Origin of the sequence: Streptomyces sp. NPDC098101 (genome assembly GCF_044760185.1) — a bacterium.
Lineage (GTDB): Bacteria > Actinomycetota > Actinomycetes > Streptomycetales > Streptomycetaceae > Streptomyces.
Genome location: NZ_JBIWAS010000004.1, coordinates 269,157 through 290,029 on the forward strand (window position 1 = coordinate 269,157; position 20,873 = coordinate 290,029).

Genomic DNA, 20,873 nt, shown 5'->3' on the forward strand with positions numbered 1-20,873 from the left:
CATGGGAGAGCGGCCAGCCGCGCCTGCGGCGCCCGACCTGGTCCTCGAGATCGACGGGGACGCGACGCTCATGGACCCGAGCCGCGTCTACCGCGTCGGACGGGACCCCACCAGCGACATCGTCCTCTCGGACGCCCGGGCGTCCTGGCACCACGCGGTGCTCAGGGCCTCCGCCGGCCGGTGGACCCTGACCGACGAGGACAGTACGAACGGCACCTTCGCGGACGGCCGGAAGGTGGCCGGGGCGCGGGAGGTCGGCGCCGGGACCGTCGTACGGTTCGGCCACCCGGAGGACGGCCCGCGCGCCGTCCTCTCGACCGGTGCCCGGGCCCGCCCGGCGGATCCGGGACCCGCGCCCGGAGCCGTGTCACCGCCTCTGCCCCCGCCCGTACCGGAACCCGAGCCCGAGCACGTACGGGAGCGGGAGCCGGGACCGGACGCGGTACGGGAACGGGAGCCGGCCCCGGAGCCGGAACGCGTCCCGGAGCCGGAACGCGTCCCGGAGCCGGAGCACGCGCCGGAAGAGCGCGGACCGGAGGAGCACGTACCGGAAGGGCGTGTGCGGGAGGAGCACGTACGGGAGCCGGAGCCCGCGCCCGAACCCGTACGGGAGCCGGGACCCGAACCCGTACGGGAGCCGACGCCGGCCCCCGAGCCGGAGCCCTTCCCCGGGCCGGGGCCCGCCCCCTCCCCCGACCCCGTACGGGAGCGGGAGTCCGGGCCTCCCCGGCCTCCTTCCGTGTCGCATCCCGCCGCCACCGGCACCTTCCGGCAGCCGACGTCCGTCCGGCCGCTGCCCACCCACAGCATCCGCATCGGCCGTGCCCCCGACAATGACGTCGTCATCTCCGACCTCGTCGTCTCCCGGCGCCACGCCGAACTGCGCGCCCATCCCGACGGCACCTACTGGATCCACGACCTGGGCAGCCACAACGGCACCTTCCTCAACGGCCGGCCCGTCACCGACGCCCGGGTGACGCCGGAGGACATCGTCGGCATCGGGCGGTGCGCGTTCTGTCTGATCGGCGGGCAGCTGGTCGAGTTCACCGACACCGGCGAGGTCTCCCTCGACGTGCGGTCGCTCGCCGTCACCGTCGACCACGGGCACAAGACCCTCCTGGACGAGGTGTCGTTCCCGGTGGGCGAGAAGTGCCTGCTCGCGGTCGTCGGACCGTCCGGCGCCGGGAAGTCCACCCTCCTGAACGCCCTCACCGGCCAGCGGCCCGCCGACCGGGGCACGGTGCTCTACGACGGCCGCGACCTGTACCGGGACTACGCCGAGCTGCGCCAGCGCATCGGGCTCGTCCCCCAGGACGACATCCTGCACCTCCAGCTGACCGTCCGCCGGGCCCTGGGGTACGCCGCCGAGCTGCGGTTCCCCGAGGACACCGAGCGCGCGGAACGGCAGGCCCGGGTGGACGAGGTGATCCGGGAACTCGGGCTCGTGGAGCGCGCGGACCAGCCGATCCACAGCCTCTCCGGCGGCCAGCGCAAGCGGGTGAGCGTGGCCCTGGAGCTGCTCACCAAGCCCTCCCTCCTCTTCCTGGACGAGCCCACCTCGGGCCTCGACCCCGGCATGGACCGGTCCGTGATGCACATGCTGCGCGGGCTCGCCGACGACGGACGCACGGTCGTCGTGGTCACGCACAGCGTGCTCAGCCTGGACGTCTGCGACCGGCTGCTCGTCCTCGCGCCCGGCGGCCGGGTCGCCTACTACGGCCCGCCCTCCGAAGCCCTCGAGTTCTTCGGCTTCGAGGAGTGGCCGGAGGCCTTCGAGGCCTTCGAGAGGGAACGGGACCGCGACTGGGCGGGCGGCTACCGCTCCTCCCGCTTCCAGCGCCGGTACATCACCGACGCCACGGCGAGCCCGGACCTGCCCCTGGGCGGCGGCGTCCCCGCGGACGAGGTGCGGGCCCCGCCGCCGAAGGCGCAGAGCTGGGGCTCCCAGCTGCGGACCCTGGTGCGCCGCTACGCGGCGGCGCTCTCCGCCGACCGCACCTTCATCGTCATCATGGTGGCGCTGCCGTTCGTCATGGGGGCGATGGCCCGCGCCCTGTCGGAGGGCAGCCTCAACCCCGAGTCCTCGCTGAACGTCCTGCTCATCCTCTGCGTGGGCGGCGTCCTCACAGGCGCGGCGAACGCCGTGCGCGAACTCGTCAAGGAACGCACGATCTACCGGCGCGAGAGAGCCGTCGGTCTGTCCCGCTCGGCCTACCTCGCCTCCAAGGTGGTGGTCCTCGGCCTGATCACGGTCGTGCAGTCGGTCGTCCTGACCCTGGTGGCCCTGATCGGCGTGCCGCTGAACGTGCCCGGCGGCAAGGGGGTCCTGATGCCCCCGCTGGTGGAGATCACCCTCGCTGTCGCGCTGCTGTCCTTCACCGCGATGATGCTCGGCCTGTTCGTCTCCGCCCTCGTCCGCAAGGAGGAGGTGACGATGCCGCTGCTGGTCCTGCTCGCCATCGTGCAGGTGGTGTTCTGCGGGGCGCTCCTGACCGTACGGGGCACGCCCGTCCTGGAGCAGCTGGCCTGGCTGGTGCCCTCGCGGTGGGCGTTCGCGGCGATGGGCGCGACGATCGACATCGGGAAGGTGGCGCCGAGCGACAAGACCACCGATCCGCTGATGCGGCACACGGCGGAGGCCTGGCTGTTCGACATGGGCATGATGGTGGTGCTCTGTCTGGTCCTCGGCCTGGTCGTGGCCCGGCTGCTGCGCCGCCACGAGCCGGTCGTCATGCGGAGGTAGGCCCGTGACCGTCCCCGTGTCCGAGTACGTGCCGGACTTCCGGCCCACCCACGTCGTGCCGCGCGACGGCCTGCCCGCCTGGGAGGCGCCCGATCCCGAGCTGCCCACGGCGCCCCTGGACGCCTTCCTGCCGGTGCGCCTGGAGGAACGGAGCGGGGACTGGGGGCGGATCCAGTGCTCCAACGGCTGGACGGCCTGGGTCGACGCGCGGCTGCTCGTCAGCGTCCCCGACGACCCTCCGGCGGCGGGCCGGCCCCTCACCAGGACCGCCGATCCCCGTCCGCTGATCGCCCGCGCCGAGGACGCCCTCGGCCGCTACCGGCGGGCCGCCGAGGAGCTGGGCGCGGGCCGCCTCGACGGCGAGGCCTTCCGGCTGCGGACCCGCGGCCTGCGGGTGGGCATGGTCGTCGACGGCGAGTCGGTGTGGCTGTACGACGCGGAGCACGAGCGCTGGGTGTACTGCGACGGCGCGGGACTCAGTACGTACGCGTCCGGGGCCGCGCCCTCGGTCACCGCTCCGGCGCCGCACGTCGCCGAGGAGGCCGGTGTTCCGGTGGGCGACGACGTTCCGGTGGGCGACGACGTTCCGGTGAACGGCGGTACTCCGGTGAACGGCGGTACTCCGGTGAACGGCGGTACTCCGGTAGCGGGCGGTGCTCCGGCGGCGGGCGGTCACGAGCCCACTCGGGTGGTGCCCGTCGGACACGACCCGACACAGGTGGTGCCCCTGGCCGAACCGGCGGCGTCCGGGCCGCCCGAGGCGTCCGAGGCATCCGGGCCGCCCGAACCGCCCCCGCCGACGCAGGTGGTGGAGCAGCCGCCGGCCGGGGCGGTGGAAAGGCCGCCGACGCAGGTCGTGGAACAGCCGTCCGAGGAGGTGGAGCCGCCTCCGCCGACGCGGGTCGTGGAGCGGCCGCCGACGGGTGAGGGCTGATGGCCGGCGGGGCGCACGCCGACCCGGACCTTCCGGCGGGCCGGCCCTCGGGGCTCGTCGGCAAGGAGATCGCCGGCTACCGCCTGGAGGGCGAGATCGGGCGCGGCGGCATGGCCGTGGTGTACCGGGCCCGGGACCTGCGGCTCGACCGTACGGTGGCGCTGAAGCTGCTCGCACCCGAGCTGGCCCGCAACGACACCTTCCGCAAGCGCTTCGCGCACGAGTCGCGGGTGGCCGCCTCGATCGACCACCCGCACATCGTGCCGGTCTTCGAGGCGGGCGAGACGGAGGGCGTGCTCTACATCGCCATGCGGTACGTCGCGGGGCAGGACCTGGTGGCCCTGCTGCACCGCGAGGGGCCGCTGCCGCCCGCGAAGGCGGGCAGGATCGCCGTGCAGGTGGCCTCGGCCCTGGACGCGGCGCACGCGCACGACCTGGTGCACCGGGACGTGAAGCCCGGCAACATCCTGGTGGCCGAGGGCACCGACCGCGACCATCCGGAGCACGTGTACCTGACCGACTTCGGCCTGACGAAGAAGTCGCTGTCCCTGACGGGCTTCACGACGGTGGGCGAGTTCGTGGGGACCCTCGACTACGTGGCGCCCGAGCAGATCTCGGGGAAGCCGGTCGACGGCCGGTGCGACGTGTACGGCCTGGCGTGCGTGGTGTTCGAGACCCTGGTGGGCGCGCCGCCGTTCCGCCGGGACACCGACTGGGCCGTGCTGTGGGCGCAGCAGTACGATCCTCCGCCCCCGCTCTCCGAGGCGCGGCCGGAACTCCCGGGGGCGGCGGACGCGGTCTTCGCGAAGGCGCTGGCGAAGACGCCGGAGGAGCGGTACGGGACGTGCCTGGAGTTCGTCACCCAGCTGCGCGCCGCCCTGGCGTCGGGCGCTCCGGGGACGGCGGGCCCGGTGGTGGCCGGAGCGCCCCGGCCGCTCGGTCCGCCGCCCGCCCCGCCCGCGTGGGCGCGCCCGGTGTTCCGGGAGCTGTAGGGCCGGAGGGCCCCGGGGGTTGCGGGGTCCTGGAGTCGCGGGGCCCGTAAGCTGTAGGGCCGGGGAGTCAGCGCGCGCCGGACGGCCCCGGCCGCTCGACCTCGCCCTTCCGGCGGAACCGGGAGGCGAGGAGGCCGGCGAGGAGGCCGAGGACCAGGCCCCACAGGAGCGCGAAGCCGGCGATGGTCCAGACGTGCGGGCGCAGCAGCACCTGTCCGCCGAGCGAGTCGAGTTCGCCGATGCCGAGGACCGAGAGGCCGAAGCGGGCCTCGACGTGGGTGACCGGGGCGGCGACCAGCATGGTGAGCGCGAAGGCGACGCCCGTGCGCAGGGAGTGCTGCCGGAGCCTGGTGCGGGCCGGGGAGCGGACGGCGGCGGCGAAGGCGGCGCCGAGCACCAGGACGGCGGCGACCGGGAGCAGCCACCAGGCCCGCCCGTCCTGCGCGGCGAGCGAGGACAGGTCGATGGTCGAGAGGTCCGGGGCGCCGCCGCTCCCGCCGCGCAGGACGGCGTCGAGGACCTGCGGCACGGGCAGCCCGAAGGGTCCCTCCGCCCTGCCCTCCCAGGAGCCGCCGATGCCCACGCCGAGCGCGAGCCAGGTGATGTTGGGCAGGCCGAGCAGGAGGACCGCGAAGGTCTCGGCGGGACGGCCCCTGGTCGCGGCGACGACGAGCCCGACGATCAGGCCCACGAGCACGTACGCGAGCAGCAGCAGGAGCATCGCGCGGGCGACGGGCCGGACGGGTTCCTGGTAGCGGACGAGCCGGGACGGCAGGGGGGTCGCGCGCGAGACGAGGAGGGCGACGAGGAGCACGCCGAGGATCCACAGGAGGCCGTAGAAGAGCGTGGGTCCGAGGTCGGTGCGGAAGCCGACCGTCGGGTTCACCGAGTCGAGGAGGTCGCCGAAGAGGTCCATGAGCGGGTCCTCGGTCTCCCGGCCGCCGAGGGTGATCCGGAAGTCGTGGCGGGCGAGGGCGGAGAGGCCCGCGAGGGCGAGCAGCCAGAGGACGACGACGGATCCGGCGCGGAGCAGGAGTTCGCGGGCGCCGGTCACCGCGTGGTGGCGCAGGGGGCGCAGGAAGCAGTAGCCGGTGACCAGTGCGCCCACCAGGGTGACGGTGAGGGGCATGGCGGTCAGTTGGGCCTGGGTTCCGGCGAGGGCTCCGGCGTCGCCGGAGAGTTCGACCTTGCCGCCCGTCGCCATGACGACGACGGCGGCGAGGACGGCGGTGAAGCCGCCGGGCAGGTCGGCGGCGCCCGCGGCCCAGAGGCCGAGCCCGGCGACGACGCCCATCGCGAGGTACCCGGCGACCACGGCCGCCAGGGCCTGGAGGGCGATCCGGGCGAAGAGCCCGGCCGGGGTCGCGGCGGGCCGCGTGGAGGTGGGGGGCCTGCTGCTCACGGTGACCACGCTAGTACCGGGTACGGCCGCGCGCTTGCGGACGGGGCGCCCGCGGCGCCGAACGGAGCCGGGGGCGCGGAGCGTCTCCGCTTGCGGGCGGGCACCCGTCGGCGCACACAATGGGCCCGGAACGGAAGAAAGGGAAAAACGTGACTTCCCACCCGCCGTCCGGGCCTCCGTCCGGTCCGCCGTCGGTTCCCCCCACAGGTCCCCCTTCGGGTCCCCTCTCGGGCCCGAGCACACGCCCGGGCGCCTCCGGCCCCCCACCGTCGTCCGGACCGCCCACCGGCGGTTCCGGCGGTTCCGGCGGTTCCGGCAGCTCGGGCGGTTCCGGGGGCGGCGGTTCCGGTGGTTCCGGCGGCGGCCCGGACGACGGGGGTTCGTCCCGCTATCCGGGTGACGGCGGCAAGGGCGGCGGGCCCTGGTGGCGTTCCGTCCCGAAGGTCGCCTCGATCACCGCCGTGCTCGTGGCGGCCGTCGCCCTGATCGTCGTGCTCACCAGCCGCTCCGGCGACGACGGCGGCGGTACGACGAAGGCCGGCGGGGAGGTCTTCCTCCAGAGCGCCTCCTCGTCCGGCCCGGACCCGTTCACCCGGACGACGGTCAGCTCCACGGGTTCCGCCCCGCCGCCCTCGCTGCCGCCCCGCAGCGGCTCGGCGGAGACCGGCACGCCCCGGGTCTCGGGCGGCACGCCGGGCCTCTACGGCGGGACGAAGTCGGTGGCGAGCTGCGACGTGGAGCAGCAGGTGCGCTACCTCTCCGGCGAGCCCGCGAAGAACGCGGCCTTCGCCTCGGTCGCGCGCGTCTCCGCGAACGAGGTGCCCGGCTATCTGCGCTCCCTCACCCCGCTCCAGCTCCGGGCCGACACCCGGGTGACGAACCACGGCTTCAAGGACGGCTCCGCCACCGCGTACCAGGCGGTCCTCCAGGCCGGCACCGCGGTCCTGGTCGACGACCGGGGGGTGCCCCGGGTGCGCTGCGCCTGCGGCAACCCGCTGACCGAACCGGTGGCGCAGAAGAACCCCCGGACGACGGGCACCCCCTGGCCGGGCTACCAGGCCGACCAAGTGGTCGCGGTCGCGCCCGCCACGACGGTCGTGAACGTCTTCGTGGTGTACGACCCCGAGGACGGCGACTGGTTCGCGCGGAAGCACGGCGACACCGGCGGCGGTGACGAGCCGACCTCGCCGCCGACGTCGACTTCTCCGGCGCCGTGCCCGCCGGGCTCGTCGCCGTGCCCCGGTGACAGCACCTCTCCCGGCCCGTCGACGTCCTCGCCGGAGCCGCGACCCGACTCCTCGCCGCCCCCGCCGGAACCGCGGCCGGACTCGTCCCCGCCGGCGCCGCAGCCCGACTCGTCACCGCCCCCGCCCGAGCCGCAACCCGACTCCTCGCCCCCGCCGCCCGAACCGCAGCCCGATTCCCCGCCCCCGCCCGAGCCTCAGCCGGACTCCTCCACCCCGAACTCGGGTCCGGCCCCGGAGACCTCGGGGGACACCCCGGCGGACCCGAACACGGGCGGGCCGGCGGCCGCCCGGGCCTGATCCGGACCGGCCCGCGCCGAACAGGGCGCCTTCCACGGGGCGGCGCCTTATTCGGGTGCCCGTCCGGGAGGACGCGTGTACGGTCCACCGAGTGGAATCACTGACCGAGAAACAGATCCGCTCGTCCTTCGTGAACTGCACCAAGGGCGAGGCGGCGCGGCTCAAGCTGCCGCTCGACTTCGCCGAGCTTCCCTGGGACGACCTGGACTTCCTCGGCTGGGTCGACCCGGGCGCACCGCTGCGCGCACACCTGGTCGTGCCCCGCGAGGACGGGCCGCTCGGCGTGTCCCTGCGGGTCCCGGCCGCCGGCCGGACCAGCGCCATGAAGTCGAGCATGTGCCAGGTCTGCCTGACCGGGCACGCCTCCTCGGGCGTGACGCTCCTCGTGGCGCCGCTCGCCGGGAGCCGCGGCCGCGAGGGGAACACGGTCGGGATCTACCTCTGCGCCGACCTCGCCTGCTCCCTCTACGTCCGGGGCAAGCGGCAGCCGAAGCTGCGCGGCCGGCGCCAGGAGGAGTCCCTCACCGTCGACGAGCAGATCGCCCGTACGACGGCCAACCTCGACGCCTTCGTCCGGCGGGTCACGGCGGGCTGACGGCCCGCCGCGCCCCCGCGGCCGGGACGGCTCAGCGGAAGGCCTGCTCGCCGGTGAGCGCCTTGCCGATGACCAGGGAGTGGACCTCGCTCGTGCCCTCGTAGGTGAGCACCGACTCCAGGTTGTTGGCGTGGCGCAGCACCGGGTACTCCAGGGTGATGCCGTTGGCGCCCAGGATCGTGCGGCACTCGCGGGCGATCGCGATCGCCTCGCGCACGTTGTTCAGTTTGCCGACGCTGACCTGCTCGGGGGTGAGCGCGCCCGCGTCCTTCAGGCGGCCCAGGTGGAGCGCGAGGAGGATGCCCTTGCCGAGCTCGACGGACATGTCCGCGAGCTTCTGCTGGGTCAGCTGGTACGAGGCGAGGGAGCGGGCGAAGACCGTACGGTCCCGGGCGTAGGAGATCGCCGTCTCCAGGCAGTCGCGGGCGGCGCCGAGCGCGCCGAAGACGATGCCGAAGCGGGCCTCGTTCAGGCAGCCGAGCGGGCCCGAGAGGCCTCGGGCCTCCGGCAGCATCGCGTCGGCCGGCAGCCGTACGTCCTCCAGGACCAGTTCGCTGGTGACGCTCGCCCGCAGCGACAGCTTCATCCTGATCTCGGGGGCGCTGAAGCCGGGGGTGCCGGCCGGGACGAGGAAGCCCCGGACGCCCTCCTCGGTGCGGGCCCAGACGACGGCCACGTCCGCGACGGAGCCGTTGGTGATCCACATCTTGGTGCCGTTGAGCACCCAGTCGGAGCCGTCCCGCTTGGCGTTGGTCCGCATGGCGCCGGGGTCCGAACCGGCGTCCGGCTCGGTGAGGCCGAAGCAGCCGATGTACTCGCCCGCCGCCATCTTCGGCAGCCACCTCAGCTTCTGCTCCTCGGAGCCGTACTTCCAGATCGCGTACATGGCGAGGGAGCCCTGCACGGAGACCAGGGAGCGCAGCCCGGAGTCGACGGCCTCCAGCTCCAGACAGGCCAGGCCGTACGCGACGGAGTTGGTGCCCGCGCAGCCGTACCCCTCCAGGTGCATACCGAGCACGCCGGTGCCGCCGAGGGTGCGGGCGAGCTCGCGGGCGGGGATCTCGCCCTTCTCGAACCAGCCGGCGACGTGCGGCCGCAGCTCGCGGTCGGCGACGGCCCGGACGGTGCGCCGGATCTCGCGCTCCTCGTCGGTCAGCAGCCCGTCGACGGCGAGCAGGTCGAAGGGGTGGACGGGGGTGGACGGCGACTTCACGGACGGCCTCCTGGCGGTGGGCGACGGGCGCCTGTGACGGGTGGTGACGGGCGCCTGCGACGACTCGGCGTGCCGAAGCGTAGCCGTACATCGGATATTGGATCCAGTATTGAAAATCCGCCGGGTCGGCCCTACGGTCCGGTGGACTGGATCCAATATCCGAATCCGATGTATTGGATCCGATGCATTGGATCCGACATCCGGTCGCCGATCCCGAGGAGAGCGGAATGCCCGCAGACCAGCCGGACCCGTCCCCCGACGCGCCCCGCACCGCGCCCGGCGCCCTGTCCGGGATCGTCGTCGCGGACTTCGGCCGGGTGCTCGCCGGGCCGTACATGACGATGCTCCTCGCCGACCTGGGCGCGGACGTGATCAAGATCGAGCGGCCGGGGTCGGGGGACGACACGCGCGCGTGGGGGCCGCCGTTCGCGGGCGGGGAGGCGACGTACTTCCTCGGGGTGAACCGGAACAAGCGTTCCGTGTCGCTCGATCTGACGGATCCCGGCGGCCTGGCGGCGGCGCGCGCGATCGTGGACCGGGCGGACGTCCTGGTGGAGAACTTCCGGCCGGGCACGATGGAGAGGCTGGGCCTCGGCTACGAGGACGTGCGGGCGACGAACCCGGGGCTCGTCTACTGCTCGGTGACCGGTTTCGGCACGGCGGAGGGCGCCCGGCTCCCGGGGTACGACCTGCTCGTCCAGGCGATGGGCGGTCTGATGAGCGTGACGGGCGAGCCGGAGGGCCCGGGGACGAAGACGGGGGTCGCCCTGGTCGACGTCGTCACCGGTCTGCACGCGGGCATGGGCGTGCTCGCCGCGCTCCGGCACCGGGAACGCACCGGAGAGGGCCAGCGCGTCGAGGTCTCGCTGCTCGGCTCCCTGCTCTCCGCGCTCACCAACCAGGCCGCCGCGCACCTGGGGGCGGGGGTCGTGCCGCGCGCGATGGGCAACCGGCACCCGAGCATCGCCCCGTACGAGGTCTTCGAGGCGGAGGACCGGCCGCTGGTCCTGGCCGTGGGCAACGACCGGCAGTTCGGGGCGCTGTGCGAGCGGCTCGGCCTGCCGGAGCTGGCCGGGGACGCCCGCTTCGCGACCAACTCGGCCCGGGTGGCCCACCGGGAGGAGCTGGCGGCGGCGCTCGCCGGGCCGCTCGGCGGCCGTACCGCCGACGGCTGGTTCGAGGAGCTGACGGCGGCCGGGGTGCCCTGCGGGCCGATCAACGACCTGGCGGACGCCTTCGGTCTGGCCGACCGGCTGGGGCTCGCCCCGCGCGTCCCCGAGTCGGCGGCCGGGCCCGGTCAGGTGGCCCATCCGATCCGGCTGGGCGCCACTCCGGCCTCCTACCGGGCCGCTCCCCCGCGCCTCGGCGAGCACACGGACGCCGTGCTCGCCGAGGAGGGACGGGCCCCGGGCGCGTCCTGACCCGGGGGAAGGTCCGAAGGATCCGTAGGAAGATGGTCACGCCGGAGGCGCGGTCCACCGGAGGAGCGATCCGCCGGCGGCGGCACGAGGAACGGAAGGTCACAGGCGATGAGCAGCGCGGTGCAGAAGCGGCGGCCGCAGACCGCCCAGCAGTTCGTCCTGGAGGAACTGCGGCGCGCCATCACCACCGGGGAGCTCAGGCCGGGCGACCAGATCCGCCAGGACGCCCTCGCGGCGCGGTTCGAGGTGAGCCGGGTGCCGCTGCGCGAGGCCCTCAAGGCCCTGGAGGCCGAGGGTCTGGTGGTCCATCACATACACCGGGGCTACTTCGTCGCGGAGCTCTCGCTCGACGACCTGGAGGAGATCTACCGGATCCGGGAGCTCCTGGAGACGGAGGCGGTCCGGCTGGCCGTGGGGCGGATGCCGGAGGGCACGGTCGGCGCGCTCGAACGGATCCAGCGCGAGGTGGAGCGGGCCGCCGACGCCGGGGACGTGCCCGCGATGGCGGCGGCGAACCGGCTCTTCCACTTCACCCTGATCGAGGCGTCGGGGATGCCGCGCCTCGTCCGCCTCATCGCGACCCTGTGGGACTCCACCGACGCGTACCGCTCGCTGTACTACGCGGACGCCCCGCACCGGAGACTGGCCGTGCGGGAGCACCGGGCCGTGATCTCCGCGCTCCGGCACGGCGACGAGGCGGCCGCCGTCCGCTGGCTGGACGAACACCGGGCCCACGCGGTGGTGGCCCTGCGCACGGTCCTGGAACGGGACGCCGACTGACCCCGCCTCCCGCGCGGAACCGGCGGACCCCTCCCCCGTGGAAAACCGAGTGCCGTCCGCGAGGGCGCCCCCTAGGCTCGTCCGCATGGAACACGGGGGCTTGGTCAACGTCGTCGACGTCGAGGCGACCTGCTGGGAGGGGGAGCGCCCGGCCGGGCAGGTGAGCGAGATCATCGAGATCGGGCTGACCGTGGTCGACCTGGGCGCGCGGGAGCGGCTCTCGCGGCACGGGATCCTGGTCCGGCCGGTCCGGTCGCGGGTCAGCGCGTTCTGCACCGAACTGACCGGCCTCACCCAGGCGGAGGTCGACACCGGCCTGGACTTCGCCGCCGCCTGCCGGCTGCTCGCCACCACGTACGGGGCGGGGAGGCGGCCCTGGGCGAGCTGGGGCGAGTACGACCGCAAGCAGTTCGCCCAGCAGTGCCGGGCCACCGGCGCCCCGTACCCCTTCGGGCGGCGCCACACCAACGCGAAGACGGTCTTCACCGAGGCATACGGGCTCGCCCGGCGCCCCGGCATGGCGCAGGCCCTGGAGGTGGCGGGGCTGCCCCTGGAGGGGCGTCACCACCGGGGCGAGGACGACGCGTGGAACATCGCCGCCCTGGTGCTGCGGATCGCCGGGCGGGGTGCCTGGCCGGAGGACCCGGATCCCAACAGCTGAGACTTTGTGGTCCACATGACGGACGAGACTTGTGGGCGGAGCGTCCGCGCGGCAAGGATGCGGCCATGACTCCCGCCCTCGTCTCCCGCCGCCACGTGGATCTTCTGCGTGTCGCGGGGATGCTGTGTCGGTTCGAGTCCTGTTGTCGCGCGGCCTGTTGCTGAGCCCCTTCCCGGCTCTCCTCCTTCCTTCGCGCCGCCGGCGGTTCTCCTCCGCCGGCCGTCTCCGCCGCGTCCGGCGCTCCGGGCCCTGAACTCCCGGGCCCCCGGTCACGTTTCCCGCGCGGGACGGCGTTCCGTACGCCCGTCCGCGTCCCGCACTTCTCCCGAGGTACGCCCGCATGTCCTCTTCCGCCGCCCCCGTACTGCACTGGTTCCTGCCCACCGGTGGTGACGGCCGCGACCCCGGCGGGGTCACCGCCGTCCAGGGCCGCACCGCCGCCGCGACCCGGCGCGGCGCCGACCTCGGCTATCTGGCCCAGGTGGCCCGCGCGGCCGAACAGGCCGGTTTCGCCAAGCTGTTGACGCCCGTGGGGCTCGGCTGCGTGGACCCCTGGGTGCTGACGTCGGCCGTCGCGGCGGTGACCGAGCGGATCGGCTTCCTGGTGGCGTTCCGGGCCGGGCTCGCCCAGCCGACGCTGATCGCCCAGCAGGCCGACACGTTCCGGCGCCTGTTCGGCGACCGGATCGCGCTGAACGTGGTCACCGGCGGCGACCCGGTCGAGCAGCGGGCGTACGGCGACCACCTGCCGAAGGACGAGCGGTACGTCAGGACCGGCGAGCTCATGGAGGTGGTGCGGGCGCTGCTCGACGGCGGCACGGCCGACCTGAAGGGCCGTCACGTCCGGGTGGAGAACGCCCGGTTGCACGATCCTTCCGTGCGGCATCCGGTCCCCCTCTACTTCGGCGGGGCGTCGCCGGAGGCCGAGGAGGTCGCCGCCCGCCACGCCGAGGTGCAGCTGCTGTGGGGCGAGCCCCCGGCCGCCGTCGCCGAGCGCGTCGCCCGGGTGCGGGAGAAGGCCGCGCGGGTTGGGCGCGTCCCGCGCTTCGGGATCCGCCTCCACGTCATCACCCGCGACACCTCCGCCGAGGCCTGGCGGGAGGCCGACCGGATCCTGGCCGGGTTCGATCCGGAGGCGGTCCGCGCCTCGCAGGAGCGGTTCGCCCGGATGGACTCGACCGGGCAGGCCCGGATGACCGCGCTGCACGGCGGCTCCGCCGAGCGCCTGACCGTCTCCCCCAACCTGTGGGCGGGCATCGGGCTCGTCCGCGAGGGCGCGGGCACGGCCCTGGTCGGCTCGCACGACGAGGTCGCGCGGCGGCTCTTCGAGTACGGGCGGGCCGGCATCGACGAGTTCGTCCTGTCCGGCTATCCGCACCTCGAAGAGGCCTACCGGGTCGGCGAGGAGGTCGCGCCGCGGCTGCGGGCGCTCACGGAAGCGGCTGGCGCGGAGGCGGCCGGCACCGAGGCGATCGGCACGGAGGCGGACGGCGCACAGGCAGGCAGTCCGCAGGCGACCGGCACGCAGGCGGCCGACGCCCGGGCGGCCGGGGAGGTGGCGGCGTGACCCTCCTCGACACCGTGAAGGAGTCCGGAACCGGCTCCTCGGGGGCCGCCCCCGCTCCCGGGCGGCCCGCCCGCCGGATACCGGCCGGGGTGGCGGCCCTGCGCTGGACCGCGCTGCGGCTGCTCGCGCTCGCGGTCCTCCTCGCCGCCTGGCAGGCCGTGGTCGCGGCGGGCGTCTGGCCGCGCGTGCTCGTCCCGTCCCCGGGCGACGTGTGGCAGGCCTTCGTGAAGGCGTCCACCGTCCACGACGGGGTGCGCGGCATCAGCGGCCACCTACTCGTCGAGCACCTGGCGGTCTCGCTGCGCCGGATCGCGATCGGCACCGGTTACGCGGCGCTCGTCGGGATCCCGCTGGGGCTCCTCATCGGGGTGGTGAAGCCGCTCGCCGTGGTCCTGGAGCCGGCCGTCACCTTCCTGCGCACGCTGCCCCCGCTGGCGTACCTCTCGCTGCTCGTCATCTGGTTCGGCATCGACGAGTCCCCGAAGATCTGGCTGCTGCTCGTGGCCGCCCTCCCGCCGATCGCGGCGGCCACCGCCGCGGCCGTCCGGGGCGTTCCCACCGATCTGGTGGAGGCGGGGCGGGCCCTGGGCGCGGGGCCGGTGGCGCTGCTGTTCGCCATCCGGCTGCCGTCGGCGCTGCCGGAGATCCTCACGGGGGTGCGGATCGCCGTCGGCATCGCGTACACCTCGGTCGTCGCCGCCGAGACCATCAACGGCGTCCCCGGCATCGGCGGCATGATCCGCGACGCCCAGCGCTACAACCAGACCGACGTCGTCATCGCCGGGATCATCGCCATCGGCCTCTCCGGAATCCTCCTCGACGCGCTGTTCCGGGGCCTGGAGCGGGCGGCGGTCCCCTGGCGCGGCCGCGCCTGACACCCCTCTCTTCTCTTCCCCTTCTTCTCTCCGTCTCTCTTCCCCGAAGGAACCGTCATGCCCTCCTCCCGTCGCGGCGCCGTGCTCGTCGCCTCCGCCACCGCCCTGCTGCTCGCCCTCACCACGACCGCCTGCGGCGGAGCCGACTCCGGGGACGGGGGCAAGGGCGGAAAGGTCCGGGTGCGCATCGCGTACCAGGCCATCCCCAACGCCGACCTGGTGGTGAAGAACCAGAAGCTCCTGGAGAAGGCGCTGCCGGACGCCGAGGTTTCGTGGGTGAAGTTCGACTCGGGCGGCGACGTCAACACCGCCGTGATCGCCGGGTCCGTGGACCTCGGGCTCCTCGGTTCGAGCCCGGTCACCAAGGGGCTCTCGGCGCCGCTGAACATCCCGTACAAGGTGCTGTGGATCCACGATCTGATCGGGGACAACGAGGCGCTCGTCGCCAAGAAGGACATCGCGTCCGTCGCCGCCCTCAAGGGGCGGAAGATCGCCACCCCGTTCGGCTCGACCGCCCACTACTCGCTGCTCGTGGCACTGGAGTCGGCCGGGCTCCGGGCCTCCGACGTGACGCTCGTCGACCTCCAGCCGCAGGACGCGCTCGCGGCCTGGCAGCGGGGCGACATCGACGCCGCCTACGTGTGGACGCCGAGCCTGACCGAGCTGAAGAAGGACGGGAAGGTACTCGTCTCCAGCCGGGAGATCGCGGCGAAGGGCAAGCCGACCGCCGACCTGGGCGTGGTCACCGACGCGTTCGCGGCGAAGCACCCCGAGATCGTGGACGCCTGGCTGAAGGCCGAGGACCAGGCGGTGAAGCTGGCCAAGAGCGACCCCGCGAAGGCGGCCACCGCGATCGGCGCCGAGCTCAACCTGAGCCCCGAGGAGGCCCGGAAGCAGCTCGCCGAGCTGGTCCTGCTCACCGCGAAGGAGCAGCAGGGAACCCCGTACCTGGGCAGGCCCGGCGCCCCGGGCGCGCTCGCGGCGAACCTGCACGACGCCGCCGTCTTCCTGAAGGGCCAGAAGGCCATCGACGCCGTGCCGGACCGGTCGGTCTTCGAGAAGGGCCTCGCGCTGAAGGAGCTGGCCCGTGTCGGCGGCTGAGCGCGTGTCGCCGTCCGGGGCCGGTACGGAAGCGGCGCCGGGCACCGCCGACGTCGAGCTGTCGGGCGTCGGGGTCCGCTACGGCACGGCCAGGGCTCCCGTCGTCGCGGTCTCCGACGTGTCCCTGACCGTGGCGCCCGGCGAGTTCGTGGTCCTGGTCGGCCCGTCGGGCTGCGGCAAGACGACGCTGCTGCGGCTCGTGGCGGGCTTCGAGCGGCCCGTCACCGGGAGCGTGGAGGTGCGCCGGAAGGTCGGCGTGGTCTTCCAGCAGCCCCGGCTCTTCCCCTGGCGCACGGTCGGCGGCAACCTCGCCTTCGCCCTGGCCCGGCACGGGGTGGAGCGGTCCGCGCGGGCCGGGCGGATCGAGGAGCTGCTGTCCCTGGTGGGCCTGTCCGGCATGGCCGGGCGGCGCACCTGGGAGCTGTCGGGCGGGCAGCAGCAGCGCGTCGCGATCGCGCGGGCGCTCGCGACGGAGCCGCAGGTCCTGCTGATGGACGAGCCGTTCGCGGCCCTGGACGCGCTCACCCGCGAGCGCCTCCAGGAGGAGGTGCGGGCCCTGGCGTCGGCCACCGGCGCGACCGTCCTCTTCGTCACGCACTCGGCGGAGGAGGCGGTCCTGCTCGGCTCCCGGGTCCTGGTGATGGCGGCGGGCCCCGGCCGGGTGGTCGCCGAGGTCGCCGTCCCCCTGCCCCGCGATCCGGGCACGGACGTGGCCGCCCTGCGCGGCGACCCCGGCTTCGCCGCCCTGCGGTCGGAGCTCGCGGCGGCGACGCGAGCTCCGGCGGCCTGAGCAACGGGGCCCGAGGACCGGAGGACGGGCCCGGGGGACCGGAGGACGGGCCCAGGGGACCGGAGGACGGGCCGGGGCGATCACGGCGCCGGGGGGCTGCGGTTACCCTGGCGCCGGACGCGAGGAGGAACCATGGCGCGGATGTCTTCGGCCGAACGGCGCCGGCAGCTGGTCGAGGCGGCGATCAGGGCGATGACCAGGGACGGGGTCGCCCGGACCACCACCCGGTCGATCTGCGCCGAGGCGGGGGTGTCGCTGAGCGTCTTCCACTACTGCTTCGAGTCCAAGCAGGCGCTCCTGGAAGCGGCGATCGAGACGATCACCGACAACTACGTGGCGCGCGTGATGTCGGCGGTGGAGCCGGGCGCCACCCTGCGCGAGACTGTCCGGGGCGCGCTCCGGACGTACTGGGACCACGTCACCGCCCACCCCGGCGAGCACATGCTGACGTACGACCTGACCCAGTACGCGCTGCGCGAGCCGGGGTTCGAGCACCTGGCGCGGGCCCAGTACGAGCAGTACGTGGCGTCGGCGGCCGATCTGGTGGAGCGGGTGGGCGCGGTGCGGGGGATCGGGTCGAAGGTGCCGGTGGAGGTGGTCGCGCGGTACCTGGCGGCGGCGATCGACGGCCTGACGCTCCAGTTCCTCGTCCTCGGCGACAAGCACGCGGCGGACGGCCACCTGGACCTGATGGCCGATCAACTCGTGGCCCTGATGGAGGGTTGAGGAGTACGGAGCCTCCCTCGCCCGTGAGTAGGTCATTTGTCCCGGACCCTTGACTCGGTCGTCCGGCACCGCGATCCTCGGCACGCCCGGTACTCCTCCACCGACCGGAGGCTCGCTGCCCATGACTCGACCCCTCTCGCGCGGGAGGCGCGGCGGACCCGCCCTCCTGGCGCTCGTCCTCGCCCTGGCCGCCGTCCTCTTCGGCTCCGCCCCGGTCCCCGCCGCCCCCGGCGGTTCGTGGTGGGAGCCCGTGTCCCGTCCCGCCGCCGACTCGCAGATCAACGTCACGGGCGCGCCGTTCACCGGAACGGACGCCCGGGGCGAGGTGCGCGGGTTCGTCGACGCGCACAACCACCTGATGTCCAACGAGGGCTTCGGCGGCCGGCTCATCTGCGGCCGGACGTTCTCCGACGCGGGCGCGGCCGACGCGCTCAAGGACTGCCCCGAGCACTACCCCGACGGCTCCGGCGCGCTGTTCGAGAACATCACGGGCGGCGCCGACGGCCACCACGACCCGGTCGGCTGGCCCACGTTCAAGGACTGGCCGGCGCACGACTCCCTCACCCACCAGCAGAACTACTACGCCTGGGTCGAGCGCGCCTGGCGCGGCGGACAGCGCGTCCTGGTCAACGACCTGGTGACCAACGGCCTGATCTGCTCGATCCTGCCCCGCGACCGGAGCTGCGACGAGATGGACTCGATCCGGCTCCAGGCCCGCAAGACGTACGAACTCCAGGACCACGTCGACCGGATGTACGGCGGTCCGGGCAAGGGCTGGTTCCGGATCGTCACCGACGCGGCGCAGGCCCGCTCGGTGGTCGAGCAGGGCAAGCTCGCGGTCGTCCTGGGCGTGGAGACCTCGGAGCCGTTCGGCTGCAAGCAGATCCTCGACGTCGCGCAGTGCGACAAGGCCGACATCGACCGGGGCCTGGACGAGCTGTACGGGCTCGGGGTGCGCAGCATGTTCCTGTGCCACAAGTTCGACAACGCGCTGTGCGGCGTCCGCTTCGACGAGGGCGCCATCGGCACGGCGGTCAACATCGGCCAGTTCCTGTCGACCGGCACCTTCTGGACCACGGAGAAGTGCGCGGGCCCGCAGCACGACAACCCGATCGGCCTGGCGGCGGCCCCGGTGATGGCGTCGAAGCTGCCGCCGGGGGTGAGCGTCCCCTCGTACGCCTCCGACGCCAAGTGCAACACCCGGGGTCTGACCCGGCTCGGCGAGCACGCCCTGCGGGGCATGATCGACCGGGGGATGATGCTGGAGCTCGACCACATGAGCGTCAAGGCGGCGGGCCGGGCGCTGGACATCCTGGAGTCCGAGGAGTACCCGGGCGTCCTGTCCAGCCACAGCTGGATGGACCTGGACTGGACCGAACGGCTCTACCGCCTGGGCGGTTTCGTCGCCCAGTACATGCACGGCGCGGAGGGCTTCATCGGGGAGGCGGGGCAGAAGGCCGCGCTCCGCGCGAAGTACGGGGTCGGCCTCGGCTACGGCACCGACATGAACGGCGTCGGCGGCTGGCCGGGCCCGGTCGGCACCGGCGCGCCGAACGCCGTGAAGTACCCCTTCCGCAGCGCCGACGGCGGATCGGTGCTCGACCGTCAGGTCACCGGGCAGCGCGTCTGGGACCTCAACACCGACGGCGCCGCGCACCACGGCATGGTCCCCGACTGGATCGAGCAGATCCGGCTCACCCCCGGCGGTCCGGGCGTCGTGGACGAGCTGGCCTCGGGCGCGGAGTCGTACCTGACGACGTGGAAGGCGACCGAGGACCACGAGCCGGGGGTGAACCTGGCGGCGGGCGCGCCCGCGTCGGCCAGTTCCTCGGAGTGGAACCCGTTCACGAGCTACGCGCCGGGCCGGGCCTTCGACGGCGACACGGGCACCCGCTGGGCCAGTGACTGGTCGGACGACCAGTGGCTGCGGGTGGACCTCGGGTCGGTCCGCCCGGTCGGGAAGGTCACCCTCGACTGGGAGCGGGCGTACGCGAGCCGGTACCGGATCGAGCTGTCCGACAACGGCACGGACTGGCGGACGGTGTGGTCCACGACCGCCGGGGACGGCGGGTACGACACGGCCGAGTTCCCGTCGCAGTCGGCCCGTTACGTACGGGTCCACGCCGAACGGCGGGCGACGAAGTGGGGGTACTCGCTCCACGAGGTGGCGGTCCACCGGGCCTGAGCGACCGTGCGGCGGGGGGCCGGGCGGACCGGAGGACGGTCCGGCCGGCCCTCCGCCTTCCCACCCCCTCGTTCCGAGAAGGTCCCCGGTGCGGGATCATGGAATCCGGAACGCAGAAGGGACGGAACGGACGATGAGGCACCGCAGTGTCGCGGACCTGATGACGCCCACCGCGGTCGCGGTGCAGCGCGGGACGCCGTTCAAGGAGATCGCGCGGCTCCTCGACGAGTACGGCATCACCGCGGTCCCGGTGGTCGACGACGAGAACCGGCCGGTGGGCGTCGTCTCCGAGGCGGACCTGCTGCGGCGGCACACGGCGAAGGACGGGCCGAGCACGGCGGAGGCGATGATGACCAGCCCGGTCGTCACGGCCCGGCCGTCGTGGACGGCGGTCGAGGCGGCCCGGCGGATGGAGCGGCACCGGGTGAAGCGGCTGCCGGTCGTGGACGCGGAGGGGCGGCTGATCGGGGTGCTGAGCCGGAGCGACCTGCTCCAGCTGTTCCTGCGCAGGGACCGTTCCATCCAGGAGGAGATCCGCGAGGACGTGGTCGTCCGGATCCTGCGCCTCTCCCCGTCCGCCGTGCACATCGACGTCGACGAGGGCCGGGTGACGCTGAGCGGCGCGCTGGAGCGGCCGGGCATCGGCCCGATCCTGGTCCGGCTGTGCGAGACGGTGGACGGGGTCGTGGAGGTCGTGGACCGGTTGACGTACGGGGAGAACGGGCAAGACGGAGAGGCCGGGCGGGACGGGAAGAACGTCGGGGCCTGAGGGGGTCTCGCGCGGGAGGCCCTTCCCGGGGCGGGCGGGCTCCGCTCGCCGGGCCGCCGCTCTCCCGGGGACGGGCCCGGCTCCTGGAGCCGTCCCCCTTTCGGCTTCGGCGGCGCCCTCCGTCAGGTGACCGCCTCCGGCCAGCCGTACCCGGGCCCCGTGTGCTGGGGCACGGTCCCGGCGCCCGCCGCCTCCATCTCGCGGTTGGCCTCCCGCATCAGCTTGCCCGCCAGGTCCTTCATCGCCCGGCTCGCGGCCAGCTCGTCGCCGATCGCCGGCACGTCCGTGTCCGTCGGGTTGCAGCGGGCGGAGCCGTGGCCCGTGAGCGTCGAGGTCCCGGTGCTCAGCCGGGCCTCGGCCCGGGTCGTACCGCCGTCCTCGACCAGCTCCAGGCCGACCTTCCACTCCAGAGTGCGGGTCATGGTGTGCCTCCTCGCACCGTCGGCCGCGCGGAGACGGCGCACGGCCCCTTCCGTTGCCTCCAGGATCCCACCGGTGGGGGCCCCGGCGCGCGGGGACGGCCCCGGGCCCGGGGTGCCATCGGCGTTCCGATGGCACCCATGGGTTTCCCCATT

19 protein-coding genes are annotated in these 20,873 nt (G+C 74.2%); 16 read left to right on the forward strand and 3 right to left on the reverse strand.

The window, feature by feature from the left end; genetic code table 11:
• Position 1 precedes the first annotated feature (1 nt).
• From ACIQVI_RS19815 to ACIQVI_RS19825, 3 genes are read left to right on the forward strand one after another with little or no spacing between them, the layout of a single operon-like run.
• The gene (locus ACIQVI_RS19815) at positions 2-2,743 is read left to right on the forward strand and encodes an FHA domain-containing protein (protein WP_403597418.1); all 2,742 of its coding nucleotides are present in this window, start codon (positions 2-4) and stop codon (positions 2,741-2,743) included.
• A 4-nt stretch (positions 2,744-2,747) separates the two neighbouring features.
• Entirely contained in the window at positions 2,748-3,677 is a 930-nt protein-coding gene (locus ACIQVI_RS19820) for a hypothetical protein (protein WP_403597420.1), read from the forward strand.
• Positions 3,677-4,669, forward strand: coding sequence for a serine/threonine-protein kinase (locus ACIQVI_RS19825; RefSeq protein WP_403597423.1), 993 nt, complete (start codon positions 3,677-3,679; stop codon positions 4,667-4,669). Before ACIQVI_RS19820 ends, ACIQVI_RS19825 begins: the two co-directional genes overlap by 1 nt.
• A 67-nt stretch (positions 4,670-4,736) precedes the next feature.
• Here the strand turns inward: ACIQVI_RS19825 and ACIQVI_RS19830 are convergent, their stop codons facing one another.
• A complete protein-coding gene (locus tag ACIQVI_RS19830) occupies positions 4,737-6,080 on the reverse strand; it encodes a streptophobe family protein (RefSeq protein WP_403597426.1) in 1,344 nt (447 codons plus the stop codon).
• 140 nt (positions 6,081-6,220) lie between these two features.
• Here ACIQVI_RS19830 and ACIQVI_RS19835 point away from each other — a divergent pair, with 140 nt between their 5' ends.
• Complete coding sequence (locus ACIQVI_RS19835) at positions 6,221-7,615, forward strand: DUF6777 domain-containing protein (protein ID WP_403597429.1); 1,395 nt, start codon at positions 6,221-6,223, stop codon at positions 7,613-7,615.
• A gap of 91 nt (positions 7,616-7,706) precedes the next feature.
• Positions 7,707-8,210 carry an FBP domain-containing protein gene (locus ACIQVI_RS19840; RefSeq protein ID WP_403597432.1) on the forward strand — a complete coding sequence of 168 codons (504 nt, stop codon included), beginning with the start codon at positions 7,707-7,709 and terminating at the stop codon, positions 8,208-8,210.
• A gap of 31 nt (positions 8,211-8,241) precedes the next feature.
• Here the strand turns inward: ACIQVI_RS19840 and ACIQVI_RS19845 are convergent, their stop codons facing one another.
• Complete coding sequence (locus tag ACIQVI_RS19845; protein WP_403597436.1) at positions 8,242-9,423, reverse strand: acyl-CoA dehydrogenase family protein; 1,182 nt, start codon at positions 9,421-9,423, stop codon at positions 8,242-8,244.
• 227 nt (positions 9,424-9,650) lie between these two features.
• Between ACIQVI_RS19845 and ACIQVI_RS19850 the strand changes: the two genes are divergently transcribed.
• The 11 genes from ACIQVI_RS19850 to ACIQVI_RS19900 all read left to right on the forward strand — a co-directional run bounded on the left by ACIQVI_RS19850 (position 9,651) and on the right by ACIQVI_RS19900 (position 20,298).
• Positions 9,651-10,844 (forward strand): CaiB/BaiF CoA transferase family protein, encoded by a 1,194-nt coding sequence (locus ACIQVI_RS19850; protein WP_403597439.1) that lies wholly within the window; start codon positions 9,651-9,653, stop codon positions 10,842-10,844.
• Between the two features lie 108 nt (positions 10,845-10,952).
• The gene (locus ACIQVI_RS19855; protein ID WP_403597442.1) at positions 10,953-11,624 is read left to right on the forward strand and encodes a GntR family transcriptional regulator; all 672 of its coding nucleotides are present in this window, start codon (positions 10,953-10,955) and stop codon (positions 11,622-11,624) included.
• Between the two features lie 85 nt (positions 11,625-11,709).
• Entirely contained in the window at positions 11,710-12,285 is a 576-nt protein-coding gene (locus ACIQVI_RS19860) for an exonuclease domain-containing protein (protein WP_403597445.1), read from the forward strand.
• Positions 12,286-12,350: 65 nt separating this feature from the next.
• Positions 12,351-12,449: a putative leader peptide gene (locus tag ACIQVI_RS19865; RefSeq protein ID WP_403597449.1), complete on the forward strand. Its 99-nt coding sequence runs from the start codon at positions 12,351-12,353 to the stop codon at positions 12,447-12,449.
• 176 nt (positions 12,450-12,625) lie between these two features.
• On the forward strand, positions 12,626-13,852 hold the full coding sequence (locus ACIQVI_RS19870) for an LLM class flavin-dependent oxidoreductase (RefSeq protein ID WP_403597452.1): 1,227 nt from the start codon (positions 12,626-12,628) through the stop codon (positions 13,850-13,852).
• Entirely contained in the window at positions 13,849-14,727 is an 879-nt protein-coding gene (locus ACIQVI_RS19875; protein WP_403597455.1) for an ABC transporter permease, read from the forward strand. The genes ACIQVI_RS19870 and ACIQVI_RS19875 overlap by 4 nt, the downstream gene beginning before the upstream one ends.
• A 57-nt stretch (positions 14,728-14,784) precedes the next feature.
• Entirely contained in the window at positions 14,785-15,828 is a 1,044-nt protein-coding gene (locus tag ACIQVI_RS19880) for a glycine betaine ABC transporter substrate-binding protein (protein WP_403597458.1), read from the forward strand.
• Complete coding sequence (locus ACIQVI_RS19885) at positions 15,815-16,618, forward strand: ABC transporter ATP-binding protein (protein WP_403597461.1); 804 nt, start codon at positions 15,815-15,817, stop codon at positions 16,616-16,618. Before ACIQVI_RS19880 ends, ACIQVI_RS19885 begins: the two co-directional genes overlap by 14 nt.
• Positions 16,619-16,750: 132 nt before the next feature.
• The gene (locus ACIQVI_RS19890) at positions 16,751-17,344 is read left to right on the forward strand and encodes a TetR/AcrR family transcriptional regulator (protein WP_403597464.1); all 594 of its coding nucleotides are present in this window, start codon (positions 16,751-16,753) and stop codon (positions 17,342-17,344) included.
• A gap of 121 nt (positions 17,345-17,465) precedes the next feature.
• Complete coding sequence (locus ACIQVI_RS19895; RefSeq protein ID WP_403597467.1) at positions 17,466-19,529, forward strand: discoidin domain-containing protein; 2,064 nt, start codon at positions 17,466-17,468, stop codon at positions 19,527-19,529.
• Between the two features lie 133 nt (positions 19,530-19,662).
• Complete coding sequence (locus ACIQVI_RS19900) at positions 19,663-20,298, forward strand: CBS domain-containing protein (RefSeq protein WP_351969733.1); 636 nt, start codon at positions 19,663-19,665, stop codon at positions 20,296-20,298.
• 122 nt (positions 20,299-20,420) lie between these two features.
• Here ACIQVI_RS19900 and ACIQVI_RS19905 read toward each other — a convergent pair whose 3' ends face one another.
• Positions 20,421-20,720, reverse strand: a complete 300-nt coding sequence (locus ACIQVI_RS19905) for a DUF1876 domain-containing protein (RefSeq protein ID WP_351969732.1) — start codon at positions 20,718-20,720, stop codon at positions 20,421-20,423.
• Between the last annotated feature and the right edge of the window lie 153 nt (positions 20,721-20,873).